General features: G+C 69.3%; 18 protein-coding genes and 3 pseudogenes. 8 read left to right on the top strand and 13 right to left on the bottom strand.

Annotated features, from left to right (window positions below; genetic code table 11):
• Nucleotides 1-44: 44 nt before the first annotated feature.
• Nucleotides 45-362 (bottom strand): hypothetical protein, encoded by a 318-nt coding sequence (locus OG568_RS00705; protein WP_329529810.1) that lies wholly within the window; start codon nt 360-362, stop codon nt 45-47.
• Nucleotides 363-712: 350 nt separating this feature from the next.
• Between OG568_RS00705 and OG568_RS00700 the strand changes: the two genes are divergently transcribed.
• Complete coding sequence (locus OG568_RS00700; protein ID WP_329529809.1) at nt 713-1672, top strand: DUF1152 domain-containing protein; 960 nt, start codon at nt 713-715, stop codon at nt 1670-1672.
• Here the strand turns inward: OG568_RS00700 and OG568_RS00695 are convergent.
• From OG568_RS00695 to OG568_RS00685, 3 genes are all read right to left on the bottom strand, one after another.
• On the bottom strand, nt 1669-2091 hold the full coding sequence (locus tag OG568_RS00695) for a WD40 repeat domain-containing protein (protein ID WP_329529808.1): 423 nt from the start codon (nt 2089-2091) through the stop codon (nt 1669-1671). The genes OG568_RS00700 and OG568_RS00695 overlap by 4 nt on opposite strands.
• 182 nt (nt 2092-2273) lie before the next feature.
• Nucleotides 2274-2912, bottom strand: a complete 639-nt coding sequence (locus OG568_RS00690) for a TetR/AcrR family transcriptional regulator (protein ID WP_329529807.1) — start codon at nt 2910-2912, stop codon at nt 2274-2276.
• A gap of 194 nt (nt 2913-3106) precedes the next feature.
• Nucleotides 3107-4318, bottom strand: coding sequence for an acyl-CoA dehydrogenase family protein (locus tag OG568_RS00685; RefSeq protein ID WP_329529806.1), 1212 nt, complete (start codon nt 4316-4318; stop codon nt 3107-3109).
• 176 nt (nt 4319-4494) lie between these two features.
• On the opposite strand from OG568_RS00685, the pseudogene OG568_RS00680 reads away from it, so the two are divergent.
• Nucleotides 4495-4783 (top strand): annotated as a pseudogene (locus OG568_RS00680) (transposase); the annotation flags it as partial.
• Nucleotides 4784-4901: 118 nt separating this feature from the next.
• Here the strand turns inward: OG568_RS00680 and OG568_RS00675 are convergent.
• Nucleotides 4902-5819 carry a LysR family transcriptional regulator gene (locus OG568_RS00675; protein ID WP_329529805.1) on the bottom strand — a complete coding sequence of 306 codons (918 nt, stop codon included), beginning with the start codon at nt 5817-5819 and terminating at the stop codon, nt 4902-4904.
• A gap of 100 nt (nt 5820-5919) precedes the next feature.
• Here OG568_RS00675 and OG568_RS00670 point away from each other — a divergent pair, with 100 nt between their 5' ends.
• A complete protein-coding gene (locus OG568_RS00670; protein ID WP_329529804.1) occupies nt 5920-6936 on the top strand; it encodes an NADP-dependent oxidoreductase in 1017 nt (338 codons plus the stop codon).
• Nucleotides 6937-7118: 182 nt separating this feature from the next.
• Here OG568_RS00670 and OG568_RS00665 read toward each other — a convergent pair whose 3' ends face one another.
• Together OG568_RS00665 and OG568_RS00660 are read right to left on the bottom strand one after the other, a co-directional pair.
• Complete coding sequence (locus tag OG568_RS00665; protein ID WP_329529803.1) at nt 7119-7916, bottom strand: maleylpyruvate isomerase family mycothiol-dependent enzyme; 798 nt, start codon at nt 7914-7916, stop codon at nt 7119-7121.
• A 199-nt stretch (nt 7917-8115) separates the two neighbouring features.
• Nucleotides 8116-8295 (bottom strand): annotated as a pseudogene (locus OG568_RS00660) (aldehyde dehydrogenase family protein); the annotation flags it as partial.
• Nucleotides 8296-8640: 345 nt separating this feature from the next.
• On the opposite strand from OG568_RS00660, the gene OG568_RS00655 reads away from it, so the two are divergent.
• Complete coding sequence (locus OG568_RS00655; protein WP_329529802.1) at nt 8641-9483, top strand: alpha/beta fold hydrolase; 843 nt, start codon at nt 8641-8643, stop codon at nt 9481-9483.
• 124 nt (nt 9484-9607) lie between these two features.
• Here the strand turns inward: OG568_RS00655 and OG568_RS00650 are convergent, their stop codons facing one another.
• A complete protein-coding gene (locus tag OG568_RS00650; protein WP_266658166.1) occupies nt 9608-9811 on the bottom strand; it encodes a YlcI/YnfO family protein in 204 nt (67 codons plus the stop codon).
• Between the two features lie 28 nt (nt 9812-9839).
• On the opposite strand from OG568_RS00650, the gene OG568_RS00645 reads away from it, so the two are divergent.
• From OG568_RS00645 to OG568_RS00635, 3 genes and pseudogenes are all read left to right on the top strand, one after another.
• The gene (locus OG568_RS00645; protein ID WP_329529801.1) at nt 9840-11129 is read left to right on the top strand and encodes an RNA-guided endonuclease InsQ/TnpB family protein; all 1290 of its coding nucleotides are present in this window, start codon (nt 9840-9842) and stop codon (nt 11127-11129) included.
• A 134-nt stretch (nt 11130-11263) separates the two neighbouring features.
• Nucleotides 11264-11410 carry a hypothetical protein gene (locus OG568_RS00640; protein WP_266658162.1) on the top strand — a complete coding sequence of 49 codons (147 nt, stop codon included), beginning with the start codon at nt 11264-11266 and terminating at the stop codon, nt 11408-11410.
• A 38-nt stretch (nt 11411-11448) separates the two neighbouring features.
• Nucleotides 11449-11904, top strand: a pseudogene (locus OG568_RS00635) (IS630 family transposase); the annotation flags it as partial.
• Here the strand turns inward: OG568_RS00635 and OG568_RS00630 are convergent.
• Complete coding sequence (locus OG568_RS00630; RefSeq protein WP_329529800.1) at nt 11869-12660, bottom strand: MerR family transcriptional regulator; 792 nt, start codon at nt 12658-12660, stop codon at nt 11869-11871. The pseudogene OG568_RS00635 and the gene OG568_RS00630 overlap by 36 nt on opposite strands.
• 47 nt (nt 12661-12707) lie before the next feature.
• Here OG568_RS00630 and OG568_RS00625 point away from each other — a divergent pair, with 47 nt between their 5' ends.
• Nucleotides 12708-13187, top strand: a complete 480-nt coding sequence (locus OG568_RS00625) for a DUF6194 family protein (protein WP_329536224.1) — start codon at nt 12708-12710, stop codon at nt 13185-13187.
• A 306-nt stretch (nt 13188-13493) separates the two neighbouring features.
• Here the strand turns inward: OG568_RS00625 and OG568_RS00620 are convergent, their stop codons facing one another.
• The 4 genes from OG568_RS00620 to OG568_RS00605 form a co-directional block, all read right to left on the bottom strand.
• Complete coding sequence (locus tag OG568_RS00620; protein ID WP_329529799.1) at nt 13494-14432, bottom strand: LLM class F420-dependent oxidoreductase; 939 nt, start codon at nt 14430-14432, stop codon at nt 13494-13496.
• Nucleotides 14433-14918: 486 nt separating this feature from the next.
• Nucleotides 14919-15356: a hypothetical protein gene (locus OG568_RS00615; protein WP_329529798.1), complete on the bottom strand. Its 438-nt coding sequence runs from the start codon at nt 15354-15356 to the stop codon at nt 14919-14921.
• Nucleotides 15357-15358: 2 nt separating this feature from the next.
• Nucleotides 15359-15652: a hypothetical protein gene (locus OG568_RS00610; RefSeq protein ID WP_329529797.1), complete on the bottom strand. Its 294-nt coding sequence runs from the start codon at nt 15650-15652 to the stop codon at nt 15359-15361.
• Entirely contained in the window at nt 15649-16077 is a 429-nt protein-coding gene (locus tag OG568_RS00605) for an ATP-binding protein (protein WP_329529796.1), read from the bottom strand. The genes OG568_RS00610 and OG568_RS00605 overlap by 4 nt, the downstream gene beginning before the upstream one ends.
• Between the last annotated feature and the right edge of the window lie 253 nt (nt 16078-16330).

The raw sequence follows: 16330 nt of genomic DNA, 5'->3' as shown, positions 1-16330 counted from the left end.
GGGACTGGCACGAACGCAAGGAAGCACAGGGCTACGACTCCTCCTCACCGGCCAGGAAGCCGGGTCGTCACCTCCCGCAGCACCCACCCGTTGCCGTCCGGGTCGCTGAAGGCGGCGAACGAGCCGTAGCTGGTGCGCTGCGGGTGCGGGCCGCCGACCCGCCCCTCTTCCGTGCCGCGGTGGAACACCCCGCCCGCGTCGTGGAAGATCTCGCCCATCGGGACGCCGCGGTCGGTCAGTTCGGCGTGGGCCGCCAGGATGTCCGAGACGATGAGGTGCAGACCCTGCACCGAACCCGGTGCGGCCGTGGTGACCCCGGTGCCGAAACGGAGGCGTGCGCGCCCCAGTTCGTCGCCGGTCAAGGAGGTGACGAGATTCCTGCGGGATCGCGTGCGGCGGGGCGAACGCCTCCCAGGTCAGGCCGTGCTCGCGCCGCTGATGCGGGACCCGCACAGCCACCTCCGCAACAGCCCCGTCCGAGAGGCCACTTGGCCGTCCTCCCGGGCTGACGGGGCGCGAGGTGTCCAGGCGACAACATTTATGCGAACTGCCACAGACGTCTCGTGAGCGGGCGCCGGCCAGGGCCCTCACCGCAACAGGTTGACTCCGGGCGGTCGAGGGTCGGAGGTCTTGATTCCGGTGGCTCCGTGGCTCCGTCGTCGCGTCGAGAACTCGGGAGCGCCCGGGGCCGGGTCCCCGGACAATGATCGTCATGACGTCCCTCCACTCCAACCCACTCTTCACCCGGCTCGCCGATGCCGAACGGATCCTCGTCGCGGGCGCGGGTGGCGGCTTCGACATCTACTCCGGCCTGCCGTTGGCTCTCTCCCTCCTGCATCAAGGCAAGCAGGTATATCTCGCGAACCTCTCCTTCAGCGCACTCGACGGTCTCCCGATCGATGACTGGGTCGCCCCCGACCTGGCCGCCGTCACTCCCGACTCCGCTTTGCACCAGATCTACTTCCCGGAGCGGACCCTCGCTCAGTGGCTGCGCCAACACGGCTACCCGTCCACCGTGTACGCCTTCCCCCAGACCGGGGTGCGCCCGCTGCGCGCCGCCTACGAAGCACTGATCGAGCTGCACAGCGTCGACGCTGTGGTGCTGGTCGACGGCGGTACGGACATTCTGATGCGCGGTGATGAAGCCGGGCTCGGCACTCCGGAGGAGGACCTGACGAGCGTGGCGGCGCTGGCCGCGCTGGAGGGCATACCGACCCGGCTCGTCGTGTCGGTCGGCTTCGGCGTAGACGCGTACCACGGCGTGAACCACGTGCAGGTATTGGAGAACATCGCCGCACTGGAGCGCGACGGCGCGTACCTCGGCGCGTTCTCGATACCGCGCGCCACTCGTGAGGGCGCCCTCTACCTTGACGCGGTGACGCACGCTCAGCACCACACCCCGGAGCACCCCAGCATCGTGAACGGTTCAATCGCGGCAGCCGTGCGCGGCTCGTTCGGCGATGTCCGGTTCACTGACCGCACCCGGGGCAGCGAGTTGTTCGTGAACCCGCTGATGTCCCTGTACTTCGCCTTCGACCTCCCGGGCCTGGCAGCCCGCTGCCTCTACCTGGACCGGATCGAGGACACCCACCTGATGCGCCAAGTCCACTCGCGGATTGCCGAGTTCCGCGAATCCACAGTCACTCGCCCACCCCGCAGCTTCCCGCATTAGGCCGTGTCCCACAGTTCCACCCCGCGGCCGAGGCTGCTGGTGGCGAGGGTGCGGCCGTCCGGGGTGAGCACCGTCGCACCGTAGGCGCTGTCCGGGAAGGTCTCACGGAGCCGGCCGGTACGGGGGTCCCGCAGACGTACCGTGCCGTCGTCGGCGGCACTCACCATGCGGCCGTCGGACCGGAACGCCACCGAGAGCACGGAACCGCGGTGGCCGACGAGACGATGACGCAAGGGCACGGCCAGGAGCACGGCGAGATCGGAGTCGGTGCCGATGAGGGCGTTGGACTGCGCGGCGAACTGCCGGGGCAGGGCGACCTTCCAGGCGGAATCGGCAGCCTGTCGCTGCTGTTCGCCGGCCCGGCTCTGCTGCCAGGCGACCAGGGCGGCGGTGAGGGGGAGGACGAGCAGGGCGGACAAGGCGGCATTGAGGGTGCGCAGACGCCGGGCGGTACGCGCTGCGGCGCGCTCTTCCTGATCATGTGCAGTTGTGCTGGCGGTGGGGAACTGGTGCTCCAGAGCGGTCAGATCCTCAGCAGGACCGCTGCTGAAGCGCTCCTCGGCAGGGACGAGACGACTTCCCCGGTACAGAGCCCCCGGGGTCAGTGGCCGGCTGCGGTGTCCCCGCGGAACGCCCCAGCCACCACGGGGACCAGTCGCCGCTCGATCTGCTCGGCTGACAGGGTGGCCAGCTCGGCGCCGATGGGTGCCAGCGCGAGCCAGTTCAGCAGGCCGGCCGCGCATCGCGTACGGAAGATCAGTTCCTGCTCGTCGATTCCGGGAAGGTTCGCTGTCAGCACCCGGAGAGCCTCCCGGCGACTCCGGTCGAACTTGCCGGCCAGCCGCTCCCACCCCTGGGGCGGCTCGATGCCGACGCGCGCCACGGTCCGCATCACGGCCAGGTCTTGTCCGCCGGCCGCCAGTGCGCGCACCATCGGCCGGGCGAAGGCTGCCGCCACCTCCTGGAGTGTCGAAGTGGAGTCAAGGGGATCGAGTGCCTGGATCTGCGCGTCCAGATACCGTTCCAGCGCGTGCTCGATCGCCGAGTCGCACAGCGCCTTCAGTGATCCGAAGTGGTAACTCACCGCGGCGACGTTGGCTCCGGCGCGGTCTGTGATCTCGCGGAGTGTCACGCCCTCCTGGCCTCGTTGCGCGAGCAACTCCAGGGCGGCCGTCTGCAGGCCGTCCCGCGTGCGCTGACCAGCCTCTCGGCGCAGGTCCGTCTTTTTCGCCTGTATCACAGCATGAACTCAAGCAGCCGCTTGAGTTGTTTGTCAAACAGCCGCCTCGCGGATCGAGCTGAAGCCGAGCGGATCCGGTCCCAGCGTGAGCGCGATGCCGAGCGCGGCACCGGCGCCATGTCGCGGCAGGGCATGTGCCGTCCGTGCTGTCATCGCGCGAGCGGCACACGCTTCCCCGGAGGCTGCCGGACGGCTTACACGAAGGCGCTGTGGCCGGTGATGGACTTGCCGACGATGAGGGTCTGCATCTCGCGGGTGCCCTCGTAGGAGTAGAGGGCTTCCGCGTCGGCGAAGAACCGGGCGACGTCGTAGTCGAGGAGGATGCCGTTGCCACCGAAGATCTCGCGGCTGAAGGCGACGACCTCCCGCATACGGGAGGTGACGAACGCCTTGGCCAGCGACGAGTGCTCGTCGCGGAAGATGCCCTGGTCCTGCAGCCGGGCGAGCTGTACCAGCATGCCCCAGGAGGCGGTGATGTTGCCCAGGCTCTTCACCAACAGGTCCTGCACCATCTGGAACCCCGCGATCGGACGGCCGAACTGCCGGCGCTCCTTGGCGTAGTCGAGCGCGAGTTCATAGGCGCCGATCATGACGCCCAGGGCCTGCCAGGCGACTCCGCTGCGGGTGAAGCGCAGGATCTCCGCGACGTCCCGGAAGGAGTTGATCTTCTGGAGGCGATTCGCCTCCGCCACGCGTACGTCGGTCAGGGTGATCTCGGCGTTCTCCACGATCCGCAGCGCGATCTTGCCCTCGATCTTCACCGGCTCGAAGCCGGGAGCGCCCTTCTCCACGACGAAGCCCTTGACCTGGTTGTCGTCGACGTCCCGCGCCCACACCACGACGTAGTCGGCGAAGGTGGCGTTGCCGATCCACTTCTTGGCGCCGTTGAGGACCCAGGTGTCGCCCTCGCGCCTGGCGGTGGTGCGCATGCCGCCGGAGACGTCGGAGCCGCCGAGCGGCTCGGTCAGGGCGAAGGCGCCGATCTTCTCCATCGAGGCCATGGCGGGCAGCCACCGGTCGCGCTGCTCTTGGTCGCCGCCGTAGTAGATGGAGTAGAAGCCGAGCCCGTTGTGGACGCCGAAGAAGGTGGCGCACGAGGCGTCGACGCGGCTCATCTCCATGGCGAGCATGCCGTCGAGCAGGTGGCTGATGGCCGGCAGGTGCTCGCCGTAGCCCTCGTAGGACAGGGCGGCCAGCCCGCTGCCGCGGAATTTCTCGATCAGCTCCTTGGGGAACTCGCCCTTGCTCCAGTACTCGTTGACCAGCGGCTTGACCTCTTCGCGCAGGAAGGTGCGGGCCTTGAGCAGTATCTTGCGCTCCTCGTCCGACAGCAGAGCCTCGTAGAGGTAGAAGTCGGCGGCCAGCTGGTCGTCCTGCGGTGCGAGGGGGGTGGCGGTGGTGGTCATCTCAGTTCTCCTTGTGGTGTCGGACATGGCGGAGGTCGTCCAGAGCGGTGATTCCCGGCAACTAGTTGACCGGCAAGTCACCTCCCTTGTGACGGCTGAGACTGATCCTTTGGAGTGGGCACCCTGACGATGGATCCTGATGGTCCAGGGAGGGATGTCCGGGGAGGGATGTCCAGGTGGGACGCAGGTCTTCGTATCCGGAGGAGTTCAGGAAGGACGCGGTCGCGCTCTGTCGCGCCGCGGGCGGCAAGCGCGCGCACATACGCGGCGGTGGCGGCGGACCTCGGCATCACCGCCGAGCCGCTGCGGACGTGGGGCCGCAAGGAGAACGAGTTCCAGGCACTGCCCGAGCGCCGCGAGGCCGGCGGGAGTCCGGCTGGGGAGCTGGCCCGGTTGCGGGCGGAGAACGCCCGGTTGCTGAAGGCGGAGAAGGAGTGGCGGCCGGGCGTCCGGGCCGGCGCGCCGGATGCCGTACAGGTCGCGGACCGCTTCCGTGCGTGGAAGAACCCGAGCGAGGCGGCTCACAAGACGGCCGTGGCACACCACGGCTGCCCACGTCAGGCAACTCGCCGAATCGACCTGGTCAAGCCTCGCGGCTGAGAAGGCTGACATCCTGCGGGAGCGTCGCCCGCAGTTCCCTCACCAAGGCGCGCACGACAGCGGATCCGGCCAGTTCGGACGTGGTGACATAGCCGACCTGGCGTGTCGGGCGCTCGGGGCCGAGATCAGTGATCCCGACCGAGTCCGGTGCTCCGACCAAGGAGAGCGCCGGCATGATCGCCATTCCGTGACCTGCGCTCACCAAGGAGAGCACCGCTCCGTCGTCCTCGGCCTCGACGGTTGCCTTCGGGATCCAGTCCTGCGCAGCCCACCAGTCGCGGGTGTACGAGCCGCAGTTCTCGGCCCAGTCGACCAGCGGCAGCGAGCGCGGGGCGGCGTGACCCGTCGCGTGCACCAGGGCATACGGCTCTTCAAGGAGTCCGTTCGCGACCAGACCTGGTGGAAGCAGCACGGAGCCGCCCAGTGTGGCGATGGCTATGTCGGCTTTCCCGTCGGCCACTTCGCCCGCTGTGCCGCGCCCCACCTCGCGTACGATCCGCACCCGCGGCTCGATCCCGGGGTGTCGGGCGCGCAGCCGCTGCAGGACGGCCGGCAGCAAATGGAGAGCCGCGCTGCGGAAAGCCGCGATCCGCAGCGGCCCCTCCGCGGCATCGGACCGGGCCGCGCCGCGCGCCTCGGCGGTCAGGACGTCCAGCAGGCGCAGGATGCGGCGGGCGTGCGCGACGGCCTTGTCTCCGGCGGGGGTGGGGCGGGCGCCGGTGCGGCCGCGTTCGAAGAGGACGGCACCGATTCTGCGCTCGCTGCCGCGAACCGAGTGGGAGACCGCGGACTGGGTCAGACCGAGTACGCCGGCCGCGGCCGAGAAACCGCCCGTGTCCGCGACCGCCACCAGGACGCGCAGTTCCTGCGGGGCGAGATCGGAGTCGGTCGTGCGGGCCACGGGGCGCTCACCTCAACGTATGAGAACTGCTCATGGAACGGTGTGTCGCATGAGCCCAACCGGCTGCCCGGGCGGCGCATTCCCGCCTTACGGTCCGGGCATGAACGAGACCGCGCTCACCGTGCACCAGACCGCCCGCCCCCACGGCTTTCCCACCGCCGAGCACTTCGCCTGCGTCGAATCCACGCTTCCCGACCCCGCGGCCGGCAGCGCGCTCGTGGAGAACCTCTACTGGTCCGTCGACCCCTACCACCGCGAGATGATGGACGACGTGCCCGGCGGCTTCGCACTCGGCGCACCGCTGGAGGGCCGCGCCATCGGGCGGGTGATCGCCTCGCGCACGCCTCGGCTGACCGAGGGCGAGATCGTGTTCCACCGGCAGGGCTGGCGCACGCACGCGGTGGTCACGCCCGAGGAGATCCGGCGACTGCCCCGGTTCGACGGGGTGCCCCTGACCGCGTACCTGAGCACCCTCGGCGGCACCGGCCTGACCGCCTATGTGGGCCTGACCCGGATCGCCCGGCTCCAGGAGGGGGAGGACCTGTTCGTGTCGGCCGCCGCGGGCGGGGTCGGCACGGCGACCGGGCGGTTCGCCGGACTGCTCGGCGCCGGACGGCTCGTGGGCAGCGCCGGCTCGGCGGCGAAGGCCGGCCACCTCATACGGGAGGTGGGCTATGACGCCGTCTTCGACTACCACGACGGGCCCGCCGCCGACCTGCTCGGCAAGGCCGCGCCGGGCGGCATCGACGTGTTCGTCGACAACGTCGGCGGCGAGCAACTGGCCGCGGCGGTGGGAGCGCTGCGCGAGTTCGGGCGCATCGTCCGCGTCGGCACGATCAGCCAGTACAACACCCCCGACGCGCCGTCGCCGCGCTTCAACTACGCGGACATCGTGGAGAAGAGCCTCCGCATGGAGGGCTTCCTGGTCAGCAACTACCGCGCCGTGCAGGAGGAGTTGTACGAGTTCGCGGTACCGCATCTGCAGAGCGGCCGGCTCGCTCTGGACGAGACGGTGGTCGACGGTTTCGAGCACATCGTGGACGCGTTCCTGGGAATGCTGCGCGGCGAGAACACCGGCAAGATCATCGTGCGGGACCGCACGCAGGCCCGTCCGTAAGACGGGCACCCGAACTCCGGTGTCATGAAGGGAATCCGTGCGCGTGGGGCTGGTGCGAGCGTCATCACGAGGTCGAGGTCACAGCGCGAATCATGCGGGCAGCGTATCGGGGCCGGCACGCTGCACGCCCGCCGCCCGGACGGGCACCCAGCCCGAGTTCGTCTCACCGCACAGGACATCGTCTAAATGATGTTGAGGCGGTCGAGGAACGGTGTCGCGGCGGATGTGTCCCCCGTGATGCGGCAGTGGTCGCGCCAGGGTTTGCGGGTGGTGGCCCAGGCGATGAAGGCGAGTGCCGTGCTGTGGACCCGGGTGGTGGCGTCCGCACCGGGTGCCACGGTCAGCTGCCCGTCCGGCTCGGTCGCGGGGAGGAGGGTGACGGTGGTGGCGCCCGGCCCGGTCAGGTCGAGGACGAGAGGCCTGCGGACGGTGGCGGTGAGTTCGGGCCCCTGCATCTGGGGGAGGCTGGCGCGCATGAAGTCGACGGCGAGGGCGACCTGGTCGTCGGTCGGTTCCGGCAGGGTGAACGGGAGCGGGCCGTCCGGGGCGAGCATGTCGTTGCGGAGGTGACAGAAGACGTTGAAAGCCATGGTGTTCGCCAGGAGGTGGCGCGGATACGTCCCGAGCCCGGCCACCTGGACGGCCTCGTCGGCCCCGGGTACCTCCTGGGCCGCTTCCAGGAGGTCCAGCTGGCGAGGTGTGCTGCGCCGCCACTCGTCGAGGACTTCCGCATGGCTCCAGCCACGGCGTTCGTCGACGCGCAGGTCGTGGTAGCGCTCGCGGTTCTTCGGCAGTGAGGGGTCGGGCGGTGGCGGGTCCACCGCCTCGGAGGCGAGGGCCGCGAGGTGGGCCAGCACGTCGATCACGCGCCAGCCGTCGCATGCGGACGGCAGGTCCCATTGCTCGTCGTCCACCTGGGGAATGATCTCCGCCAGTTGCGCCGTGCTCGAACGCGCGGCGGCGATGCCGGCACGGGTCATCGTTCCTCCCTCGCCTCTCTCGAACGGGACGGCCCGGTCAGGATGCGGCCCGGCGGGACATTCGGTAGGTCGCGGCGACATCCGCGCGGCCCAGTCCGCCGTCGGCCGCGAGGTGGAGGCGTTCGCGTACGACTTCCGCGATGCCCAGGCGCAGGCCGGCGGCACGGGCGGTGTCGACTGCCGCCCGCTATCGGGGGGTTCAGGCGTCCTGGCCGATCCAGACGGTCTTGGCGTTCATGAACTCCCGCATGCCGAGGTCGGACAGCTCGCGTCCGTAGCCGCTGCGTTTGACGCCCCCGAAGGGGATCTCGGGGTAGCTGGCCGTGTTGCCGTTGATGAAGGCCATGCCTGACTGCAGGGTCAGCTCGGCGAACCTCCTGAGGACCTCACCGGTCACCGGACTCGTCGTTGCCATAGCCATGAATCCACGCTAAGACCGGCCGATAAGACCTGCAATTCACCCATGTGCACCCCTCCTGACCTGCGAAGCGGCGCGCTCGCCATCGGGAGCCGTACCTTCCGCTGCCGATCACCCAGCAGGGCACCGGATGCGCGGAAAACGCAGACACGCGAACATTGTGATATCCGAAGCGGCGGCAGCGGTGACCGCGGCCGCCACCAAGTACCCACCGTCGGCTCTCCGCGTTCCGCGCCGCACGATTCTTACTGTGCTCAGTCGCCGAAGAAGCCGAGTTCACCTGGTACGCCGAGGAAGGGGAAGCGCGTGACCGCCTCTGGGATCTTGAAATCAGGCAAGGGTGGACTGGCCCTCGGAGCGGCGGTGCTCTCCGTCCTGACCGTGGTGCCGGCTCACGCCGCAGACGACCTCGGCAGGGCCCCGGGGGGCCAGAAGCCGACCGTGGTGCTCGTACACGGAGCATTCGCCGACGGGTCCAGCTGGAACGCAGTGGTGCAGCGCCTGCAGCGGGACGGCTACCAGGTCATCGCCCCGCCCAACACGCTGCGCGGCATACCCCAGGACTCGACGTACCTGAACAGCCTCCTGAAAACCATCAAGGGGCCGATCGTCCTCGTCGGACACTCCTACGGCGGCGAGGTGATCTCGCAGGCGGCCGCCGGGCTCGACAACGTCAAGGCGCTGGTGTACGTCAACGCGATCATGCCGGACAAGGGTGAGTCGTTCGCCAGCCTCTCCGGCAAGTTCCCGGCCGCCCCGCTCACCAAGGCGCTCCAGCAAGTGCCCTTCCGCAACGGCGACGGCACCACGGGCACGGACATGTACATCCAGGCCGCCAAGTTCCACGCGACCTTCGCCCAGGACCTCCCGCAGCAGCAGACGTCCGTCATGGCGTCGACGCAGCGCCCGATCGCGCAGTCGGCGTTCACCGACAAGCTCACCGCAGCGGCCTGGCGCGACAAGCCGGTCTACGTGCTCGTCGGCAGGCAGGACCGGGCCATCGACCCAAGCCTTGAGCGGTACGAGGCCAAGCGCGCACACGCGCGCAAGACGGTGGAGATCAACTCCTCGCACGTGTCCCTGGTCTCACACCCCCAGGCGGTCACGGATCTCATCGTGAGCGCGGCCCGCGACTCCGGTCACCAGTAGGCGAACAGACATCTTGCTCAGCTGCCCCTCTACAGACACGGGCACACGAAAGGGCCCCATGCAGCGGATTGCGCCCTATGAAAACGGCTCATCCACCTCGTTTTCGGGCAGGGTGCCCGGTCCTTCAGGGTCGGGGTGAATGCTCGCTCCCGCGGAGCGGGGCAGGGGTGGCCGAATCGCCTTCAGGGCGATTCGGCGTCTTGCCCGGGGTGACGGCGCGTCGCACGGCGGCGATCAGCCAGGAGTTCAGGGAGCGGTCGTCGGCCTCGGCGGCGGCTCGGGCCTGTTCGTGCAGGTCGTCGGGGAGTCTCAGGTTTACATGCTTCATGGGACCATGATTGAGCTAGATTGGTCCTATGGCAAGGTTTCGGATGTACCCCACGGGCGAGCAGGAGCAGCAGATGCTGCTGCACTGCGCGCACGCCCGGTACGTGTGGAATCTGGCCGTCGAGCAGCATTCGTACTGGTACAGGGGCAGGAAGGCCGCGCCCGGTTTCGCCGAGCAGTGCCGCCAGCTCACCGAGGCCCGCACCGCCAGTGAGTGGCTGCGTGAGGGCAACGCGGATGTGCAGCAGCAGGCGTTGAAGGACTTCGGAAGGGCCAGGCAGGCGAGGTTCACCTCCGGGTTCGGCGAGCCGACCTGGCGCAGGAAGCACCGGCACGAGGGCTTTCGCGTCATCGGCACCGACCGCGTCCCGGAGTTCGACACCGACGGCGGCCCGAAGCTGAACGCGAAGACCGGCAGGCAGGTCATGGGCCGCTCGGTGGTGGTCCAGAGGCTGAACCGGCGATGGGCGCAGGTGATGGTGCCGGGCTGCGGCTGGGTCCGCTTCCGCCTCACCCGGACCGGGCTGCCGCAGGCGAAGACGTTCCGGGTCACTTGGAAGAACGGGCAGTGGCACATCGCCTTCGCCGTCATCCCCGCCCCGGTCACGGCGCCGGGCACCGGCGAGGTCATCGGCATCGACCGGGGCGTCACGATCACCGCGGCCCTGTCGGACGGCCGGATGCTGAACTGTCCCCAGCTCACCACCCGTGAGCGGGCACAGATCCGCAAACATCAGCGGCGCGGCGCCCGCGCGCCCAAGAACAGCTCGCAGAAGACGACCGAGTACGCGAAGGTCGCCGAGCTCAAGGCCCGCGAAGCCGACCGGCGCAAGGACTGGTGCGAGAAGACCTCGACCATGCTGGCCAGGTCGTACGACCTGGTGCGGTTCGAGAAGCTGAACATCAAGAACATGACACGCTCGGCGAAGGGGACCAACAAGGAGCCGGGCAAGCGGGTCGCGCAGAAAGCAGGGCTGAACCGGGCGATCCTCGCGCAGGGCTGGGGCCTGCTGCGCCGGCGCACCGAGCACAAGGCCCCCGGTCGGGTCGAGGACGTACCCGCCCCCTACACCAGCCTGCGGTGCAGTGCCTGCGGATGGATCGACAAGAACTCGCGCAAGAGCCAAGCCGAGTTCGTCTGCTCCTCCTGCGGCTTCACCTGCAACGCGGACACCAATGCAGCAACCAACGTCGCGGCAGGACAGGACGGCGATAGCCGCCCCGGGTGCCAAGCCCGTGCCGGAGGGACAACACCGCCCAGACAGCGGTCGAGTGTCCGTGAACCGCAACCCACCCGGGTTGGAATCCCCCTCTTTTAAGAGGGGGAGGATGTCAATGTCAGAGACAGGAAACCGCCTGCCCCAGCTACATACATCGACGTATCGCGTGCCACGAGGAGGCCGGCCCCGACGGGGAGCGGCAAGCGCACACGTGACTCGGGTGCCGAGGGGGTGTGCAGGATCAGCGTGTCGCCCAGCAGATGGGCCGTCAGAGCGCGGCCGTGACGGTCACGTACCGTACGCGGACAACGGGCCTCGCCCTCGCCGGAGCAGGTGTGCTCGTGGCGCAGAAAGCCGGTGCGCGCGTCCCGGACACGTAGGGCCGCCCCGTCTGGGAAGACATGCGTAGGGGTGAGCACGGGTTCCGGACTACGCGGCCAAGAAGGCGCGGGTCGAGCACCTGTGCGCGATCGCTGACTGCGAGGTTGTACCCGACGAAGACGAGCCAGAAGTGGTGTTTCGCCTGGACGAGTTCCGTCCGCTCAACCTCCAGTCGCGTCCGGGTCGGCAGTGGGCCGAGCGCGGCGGCAAAGGCAAGGATCCCGACCGTGAACCCAGGCCACGGCGGCGCGCGACCTGCACCCGACCGTACGACATCCGGCGCCTGCTCGCCGCCTGCACCCCGACCAACTCCTCATGGTTGAACCGCATCGAGGCCCAGTTCACCGCGCTGCGCCACTTCACCCTCGACAACACCGATCACGCCAGCCGCAAAGAGCACGGCAGCATGATCCGCCTCTACCTCATCTGGCGAAACCGCCACGCTGACGACCGGCGCCTACGAGCCGAGGTCGCCAGGGCAAACGTTGCCTGATACGGACTGGGTGGCCGTCGGTTCCCGGGCGGCCGTAACGACGGCTGTCAGGTCTGCGCCCGCTCGGAGCAGTGCCACGGTCCGTGTGGCGATCTGGTCAAGACGCTGTTGCAGGATGCGTTGGGTCTCTCCCAGGCCGTCGAGTCGGTGCAGGGAGCCCATGATCTCGCGCACTGCGGGAATGCCGTAACCGGTGTTGCGGAGGGCCGCAACGATTCGGGCCGCTCTGGAGGCTGAAAGACCGTAGCGGCGTGCTTGCAGTGACGTCACTCGCTCGGGGGTGACGAGCCCTTCCTGCTCCCAGAACCGCAGGGTGGAGGGACGTACATTGAGCGCTCCGGCGAGCTCTGTGATCGTCATCGCGTCACTGTCCTGCTCGAACTCGGGTGCGTTCGCTTCGGCCTGGATCGCACGCAACGCTTGTTGAGCGTGCAGGGCCTCCTCTCGTTCCCGCGCGAGTCGAACATGGACCGTGTTGATCGCCGAGGCTGCCTCCGCGAGGGTTTCTGTCCGCAGTTCCGCGAGCATCTGCCGGGCTGTGACAGGGCCAACAGCACCTGCGAGTCCCCGGTAGGCGCGAAGGGCGTGGACGTGCAGCGGTGTGTAGGAGCGGTAACCGTTGCTCGATCGAGCGGCTGGGGGAATGACTCCCAGCCGCTCCAGGTCGCGAACCTGTTGCACCGAGTACCCCGACTCCATGGCGACGTCGGTGGTTCGGAGCGGTACCCGTTGCGAACCGCTCACCAGCTCGCCCATCAGCCAACCCCACATAAGCACTTGAAGGTGATGCTTGAACCATGAGTATGGAACAGATCATCGCGACCGTGCGAGGCTTCGCCGGCGCGCTCGTGGTCGTCCCGGGGCCGGGCGGCGACTTCCCCGAGCTCGCGTGGGGGGATGCGTTCTTCTACTACGCCCCCGACGGTCGGATGCCCCAGAACGTCCAGCCTTACGGGACGATCGTCATCAAGAACTACCCCGACGACGCCGCCTCCGACCTTGACCCTCCGGGCCGCTGGCGCGTGAACATCCACGCCGACCGTGCGACGTTCCGGGCGCTCACGGGGGAGGAGTCGCGCAGCCTCACCCGGCCTCGCGACTACGCAGCCGTCGACAGCGTGATGCCGCACCCGGTGTACGGGGTACTCGGCTGGGTCTCTGTCGTCAATCCTGGTGAGAGGACAACGGACACGGTGGTGCAGCTTCTGCGCAGCGCCCACGGCGCTGCTTGTGCCAGGTTCGCGCGGCGACATGAACCGGGAAGGTCTCTGGAAAATGACTGACACGGTTCCAGGCCAAGCGGACTTGAGGGCGAACGTTGCCCGATGCGGCACTGGCGGGCGACGAGACGGGGCCGGGTGTAACCGCGAGGAGCGTGTCCCGCGGCGTCGAGACCCGGACGGCGGGGAGTACGACGCCCACGTATACGGCGGTGAAGACGTACCCTTCGGAGACATCTGCCGAACCGCACCGAAGGGGTCGGGAGTTGGCCGTACCAGCGGTAGGTCCGATCGCGGACTTCCGCGCAGAGCTTCGGCGCCTGGTCCGCGCAGGCAAATTACCTGCTCTGAGTACCTCAGGAGCGCAGGTCAGTCATCTTTCCTTTGAGGACGCCTTGCGGGCGTGAACCCATCGGCCGGGGCCCCGGCCGGCCCTGGCTGTTGCTCCGGGCCAATCCAGGTTCGGGCGATTTCCGCGACCCAGGTGGCCGCCGCCTCCGGAGCGGGTGGGGGTGCGCCGACGACGACCAGTTCGGTGACGCCTGCCGCACCGAGTGCGGGGAGGTGCTCCGGTGTCCCGTCGCTCAGCGCGACGGCGACTGTGAGCTCGTCAAAAGCGCGACCGTGGCGGGCGCACTCGTCGGCGAGAACGGCGATGCGCGCCGGGACGTCGGCCGCCGGGACGTTGAAGCCGTACCAGCCATCGGCGAGCGTGACCGCGCGGCGCAAGGCGGCGTCGCTGTTGCCGCCGACCACGACCGGGAGCCGGCCGCCGCGCAGCGGCTTCGGGTTGACCCGGATCGCGTCGAAGCGGGTGAACTCCCCTGAGAAGGAGGCCGGGTCCTCGGCCCAGAGGGTGCGCATCGCGGCGAGGTACTCTTCGGTGCGCTGCCCGCGCCTGGCGAAGGGGACCCCGAGCGCTGCGAATTCCTCGGCCGACCAGCCGACTCCGACCCCGAGGCTGAACCGCCCGGCGCAGAGCACATCGAGTGTGGCGGCCTGTTTGGCGGCCAGGACGGGGTTGTGCTCAGGCAGCAGGAGTACGCCGGTGGCGAGCTCGATGCGGCTGGTGACCGCCGCCGCGAAGGCCAGGGCAAGCAGCGGGTCCAGCCAGTCCGCGTCCGCGGGCACGGCGATCCGGCCGTCCACGGAGTAGGGGTAGCGGGAGGCCGGTTCATCCACGAGTACCACGTGCTCGCCGCACCAGAGCCTCGCGAAGCCGTGCGTCTCCGCGGCTGCGGCCACCGCACGGATCACCTCGGGACGGGCACCGTCACCGATACCGAGCGCGTGCAACCCCACTCGCATTCTCCACCTCCGGGCGTCACCTTAAGCACGAAGCCCGGACGCGCTCGGGTGACGTGGCGCGCCGCGCGCGGAGCCGGCGGGGCGTGTCGTCCGGACGAGTGAGACCACCGCCCCCGTACCGGCGCTGTGATGCTTGCCCGACTCCGGTCGTCTCCTGGGATGTTGAGCCCGTAGGTCAGTCTGGTGCGGGGGCTGTCGAGGGGCCACGCACTGTTGCTTCGAGCACGCCGGTCAGATTCTCGTCTCCCCTCGGCCCCTACGGGCGGGCACCGCTTCGCGGTTCCGGTTCCGGTTCGGGAGTCGGGAGTCGGGAGACGAGCAGGTCCCTGGCCTCTGGTCGACGGCGGCGTTGCGGGTGAGGGTGGACAGGGAGCTGCGCGGGGGACTTCGGCGCCGTGGAACGTTCCCGCGGCAGAGGCATCCAGCGCTCACGAACGCCGGACAGGACGTCCTCGGCGTTGTGCTTGCTGAAGCCGAACTTGTACATCAGCAAGCGGCGCAGCCGCGGTTGGGCGTCCAGCATCTCCTCGACGGCCTCGGGCACGACGACGTCGCATCCCCGGAGCGTGGGCGGGTTCGCGTCCTGGGCACCGGCGAGACGTTCGCTCGCAGGCATGACCACCAGCCGAACGCGAGCCGGCGCCCGCCGTTCCTCCGCTCGAGCGCCACCCGCTCGGGATGGCGGCGGTCGTGCAGTACGCGTTGTCCGGCGGTTTGTGCGGCGGCGCCGACCGGGCCGGGGCCGGGGCCGGGGTCGTGCAGGGCCATCCGGGCCATGAGAGCGACCCTGCGCAGCAGCCAGGCGCGTTCGGCCCCGAGGGCGAGCACCCGGTGCATCTCGCGGCGCAGGTCGGGGGCGTTCGCGTACGCCTCGTGCGGAGGCGGCGCGTCGATGACCTCGGCGGTGTTCGGGGTGAGCCCCACGCTCACACCTCCACCGGTACGCCGGGGCCGGCGCCGCAGCGTTTGCAGAGCACCGTGTCGGGGCCGGGGCCGGGGTCGCCGTGGTTGAGGGCCGACGGGTTCGCCGGGGAGGGCACGCGCACCTGCGCCGGGCCCGGGCAGACGTCGATGGGGCACGGCTTGTGGGTCGCGAAGGCCCACTCGGTGGGGTCGTCGGGTGATCCGGCGCCGCAGCCGCCCCCGGTGGCCGGTCGCCGTGCTGTGGTGCCGGGCCTGGCGAGGGGCCGCAGCTCGTACGGAACGCCGGGGCTGGTCATGCCGAGCACCTCAGGCAGGCGCGGACTTCGCGGCCGCTGCGTGTCTGGTGGACCTCGGTCGACTGTGCGAGGTACTGGACGATGCCGGTGCCGCGGCCGTGTTCGTCCGGGGCGATGTCGGGGCGAGGGTGCTCCACGGCCATTCCGGAGTCACTGACCACTATGTGCAAAGTGCCGTGGTCGAGGACGAGCTGCAGGGTCATGTGCTCGCGGCCGTACTGGGCTGCGTTGGCGGCGAGTTCGTCGACGATGAGAACGGCGGAGTCCCGTTCGCTCGCGGGGACACTCCATGTCTCCAGCAGATCGGCCGCGAAGTGACGGGCGGCGGAGACGTGCGCCTCCTGCGCAGGCAGGGTGAGCAGCGCCTGGTGGCTGCAGTGCCGGGAGAGCAGCGAGCTCGGGCGGGGGGAATCGGTCACAAACATGGTCTTCTGGCCATTCTGTGGATGTGCGGAGACCGGAACGGGGGAGACCGCCAACGATTTCGAGGGGTGGTCGGTATGCCGGATCCTGCATGGGAGCGCTCATTCAATTCCACGGGCGGCGCCTGCCGAACGGTTCGAGTTATGCGCGGCTTTTGTTCAACTTCTTGCGGGTCAGGTCAATGCCGATGGCAGGGCTGGGCTCACTCGCCTCTGGCAGAGCTCGATGCCGTACCCGGCGAGCCGGGCGGCGCAG

The organism is Streptomyces sp. NBC_01450 (assembly GCF_036227505.1).
Taxonomy (GTDB): Bacteria; Actinomycetota; Actinomycetes; order Streptomycetales; family Streptomycetaceae; genus Streptomyces.
This window is presented reverse-complemented; position numbering and strand designations above follow the sequence as displayed.

Coding starts and splice junctions, on each gene's coding strand:
- OG568_RS00700 (WP_329529809.1), top strand. CDS start 713: ATGACGTCCCTCCACTCCAACCCACTCTTCACCCGGCTCGCCGATGCC.
- OG568_RS00685 (WP_329529806.1), bottom strand. CDS start 4,318: ATGACCACCACCGCCACCCCCCTCGCACCGCAGGACGACCAGCTGGCC.
- OG568_RS00670 (WP_329529804.1), top strand. CDS start 5,920: ATGAACGAGACCGCGCTCACCGTGCACCAGACCGCCCGCCCCCACGGC.
- OG568_RS00665 (WP_329529803.1), bottom strand. CDS start 7,916: ATGACCCGTGCCGGCATCGCCGCCGCGCGTTCGAGCACGGCGCAACTG.
- OG568_RS00650 (WP_266658166.1), bottom strand. CDS start 9,811: ATGAAGCATGTAAACCTGAGACTCCCCGACGACCTGCACGAACAGGCC.
- OG568_RS00645 (WP_329529801.1), top strand. CDS start 9,840: ATGGCAAGGTTTCGGATGTACCCCACGGGCGAGCAGGAGCAGCAGATG.
- OG568_RS00630 (WP_329529800.1), bottom strand. CDS start 12,660: ATGGGCGAGCTGGTGAGCGGTTCGCAACGGGTACCGCTCCGAACCACC.
- OG568_RS00625 (WP_329536224.1), top strand. CDS start 12,708: ATGGAACAGATCATCGCGACCGTGCGAGGCTTCGCCGGCGCGCTCGTG.
- OG568_RS00620 (WP_329529799.1), bottom strand. CDS start 14,432: ATGCGAGTGGGGTTGCACGCGCTCGGTATCGGTGACGGTGCCCGTCCC.
- OG568_RS00610 (WP_329529797.1), bottom strand. CDS start 15,652: ATGACCAGCCCCGGCGTTCCGTACGAGCTGCGGCCCCTCGCCAGGCCC.
- OG568_RS00605 (WP_329529796.1), bottom strand. CDS start 16,077: ATGTTTGTGACCGATTCCCCCCGCCCGAGCTCGCTGCTCTCCCGGCAC.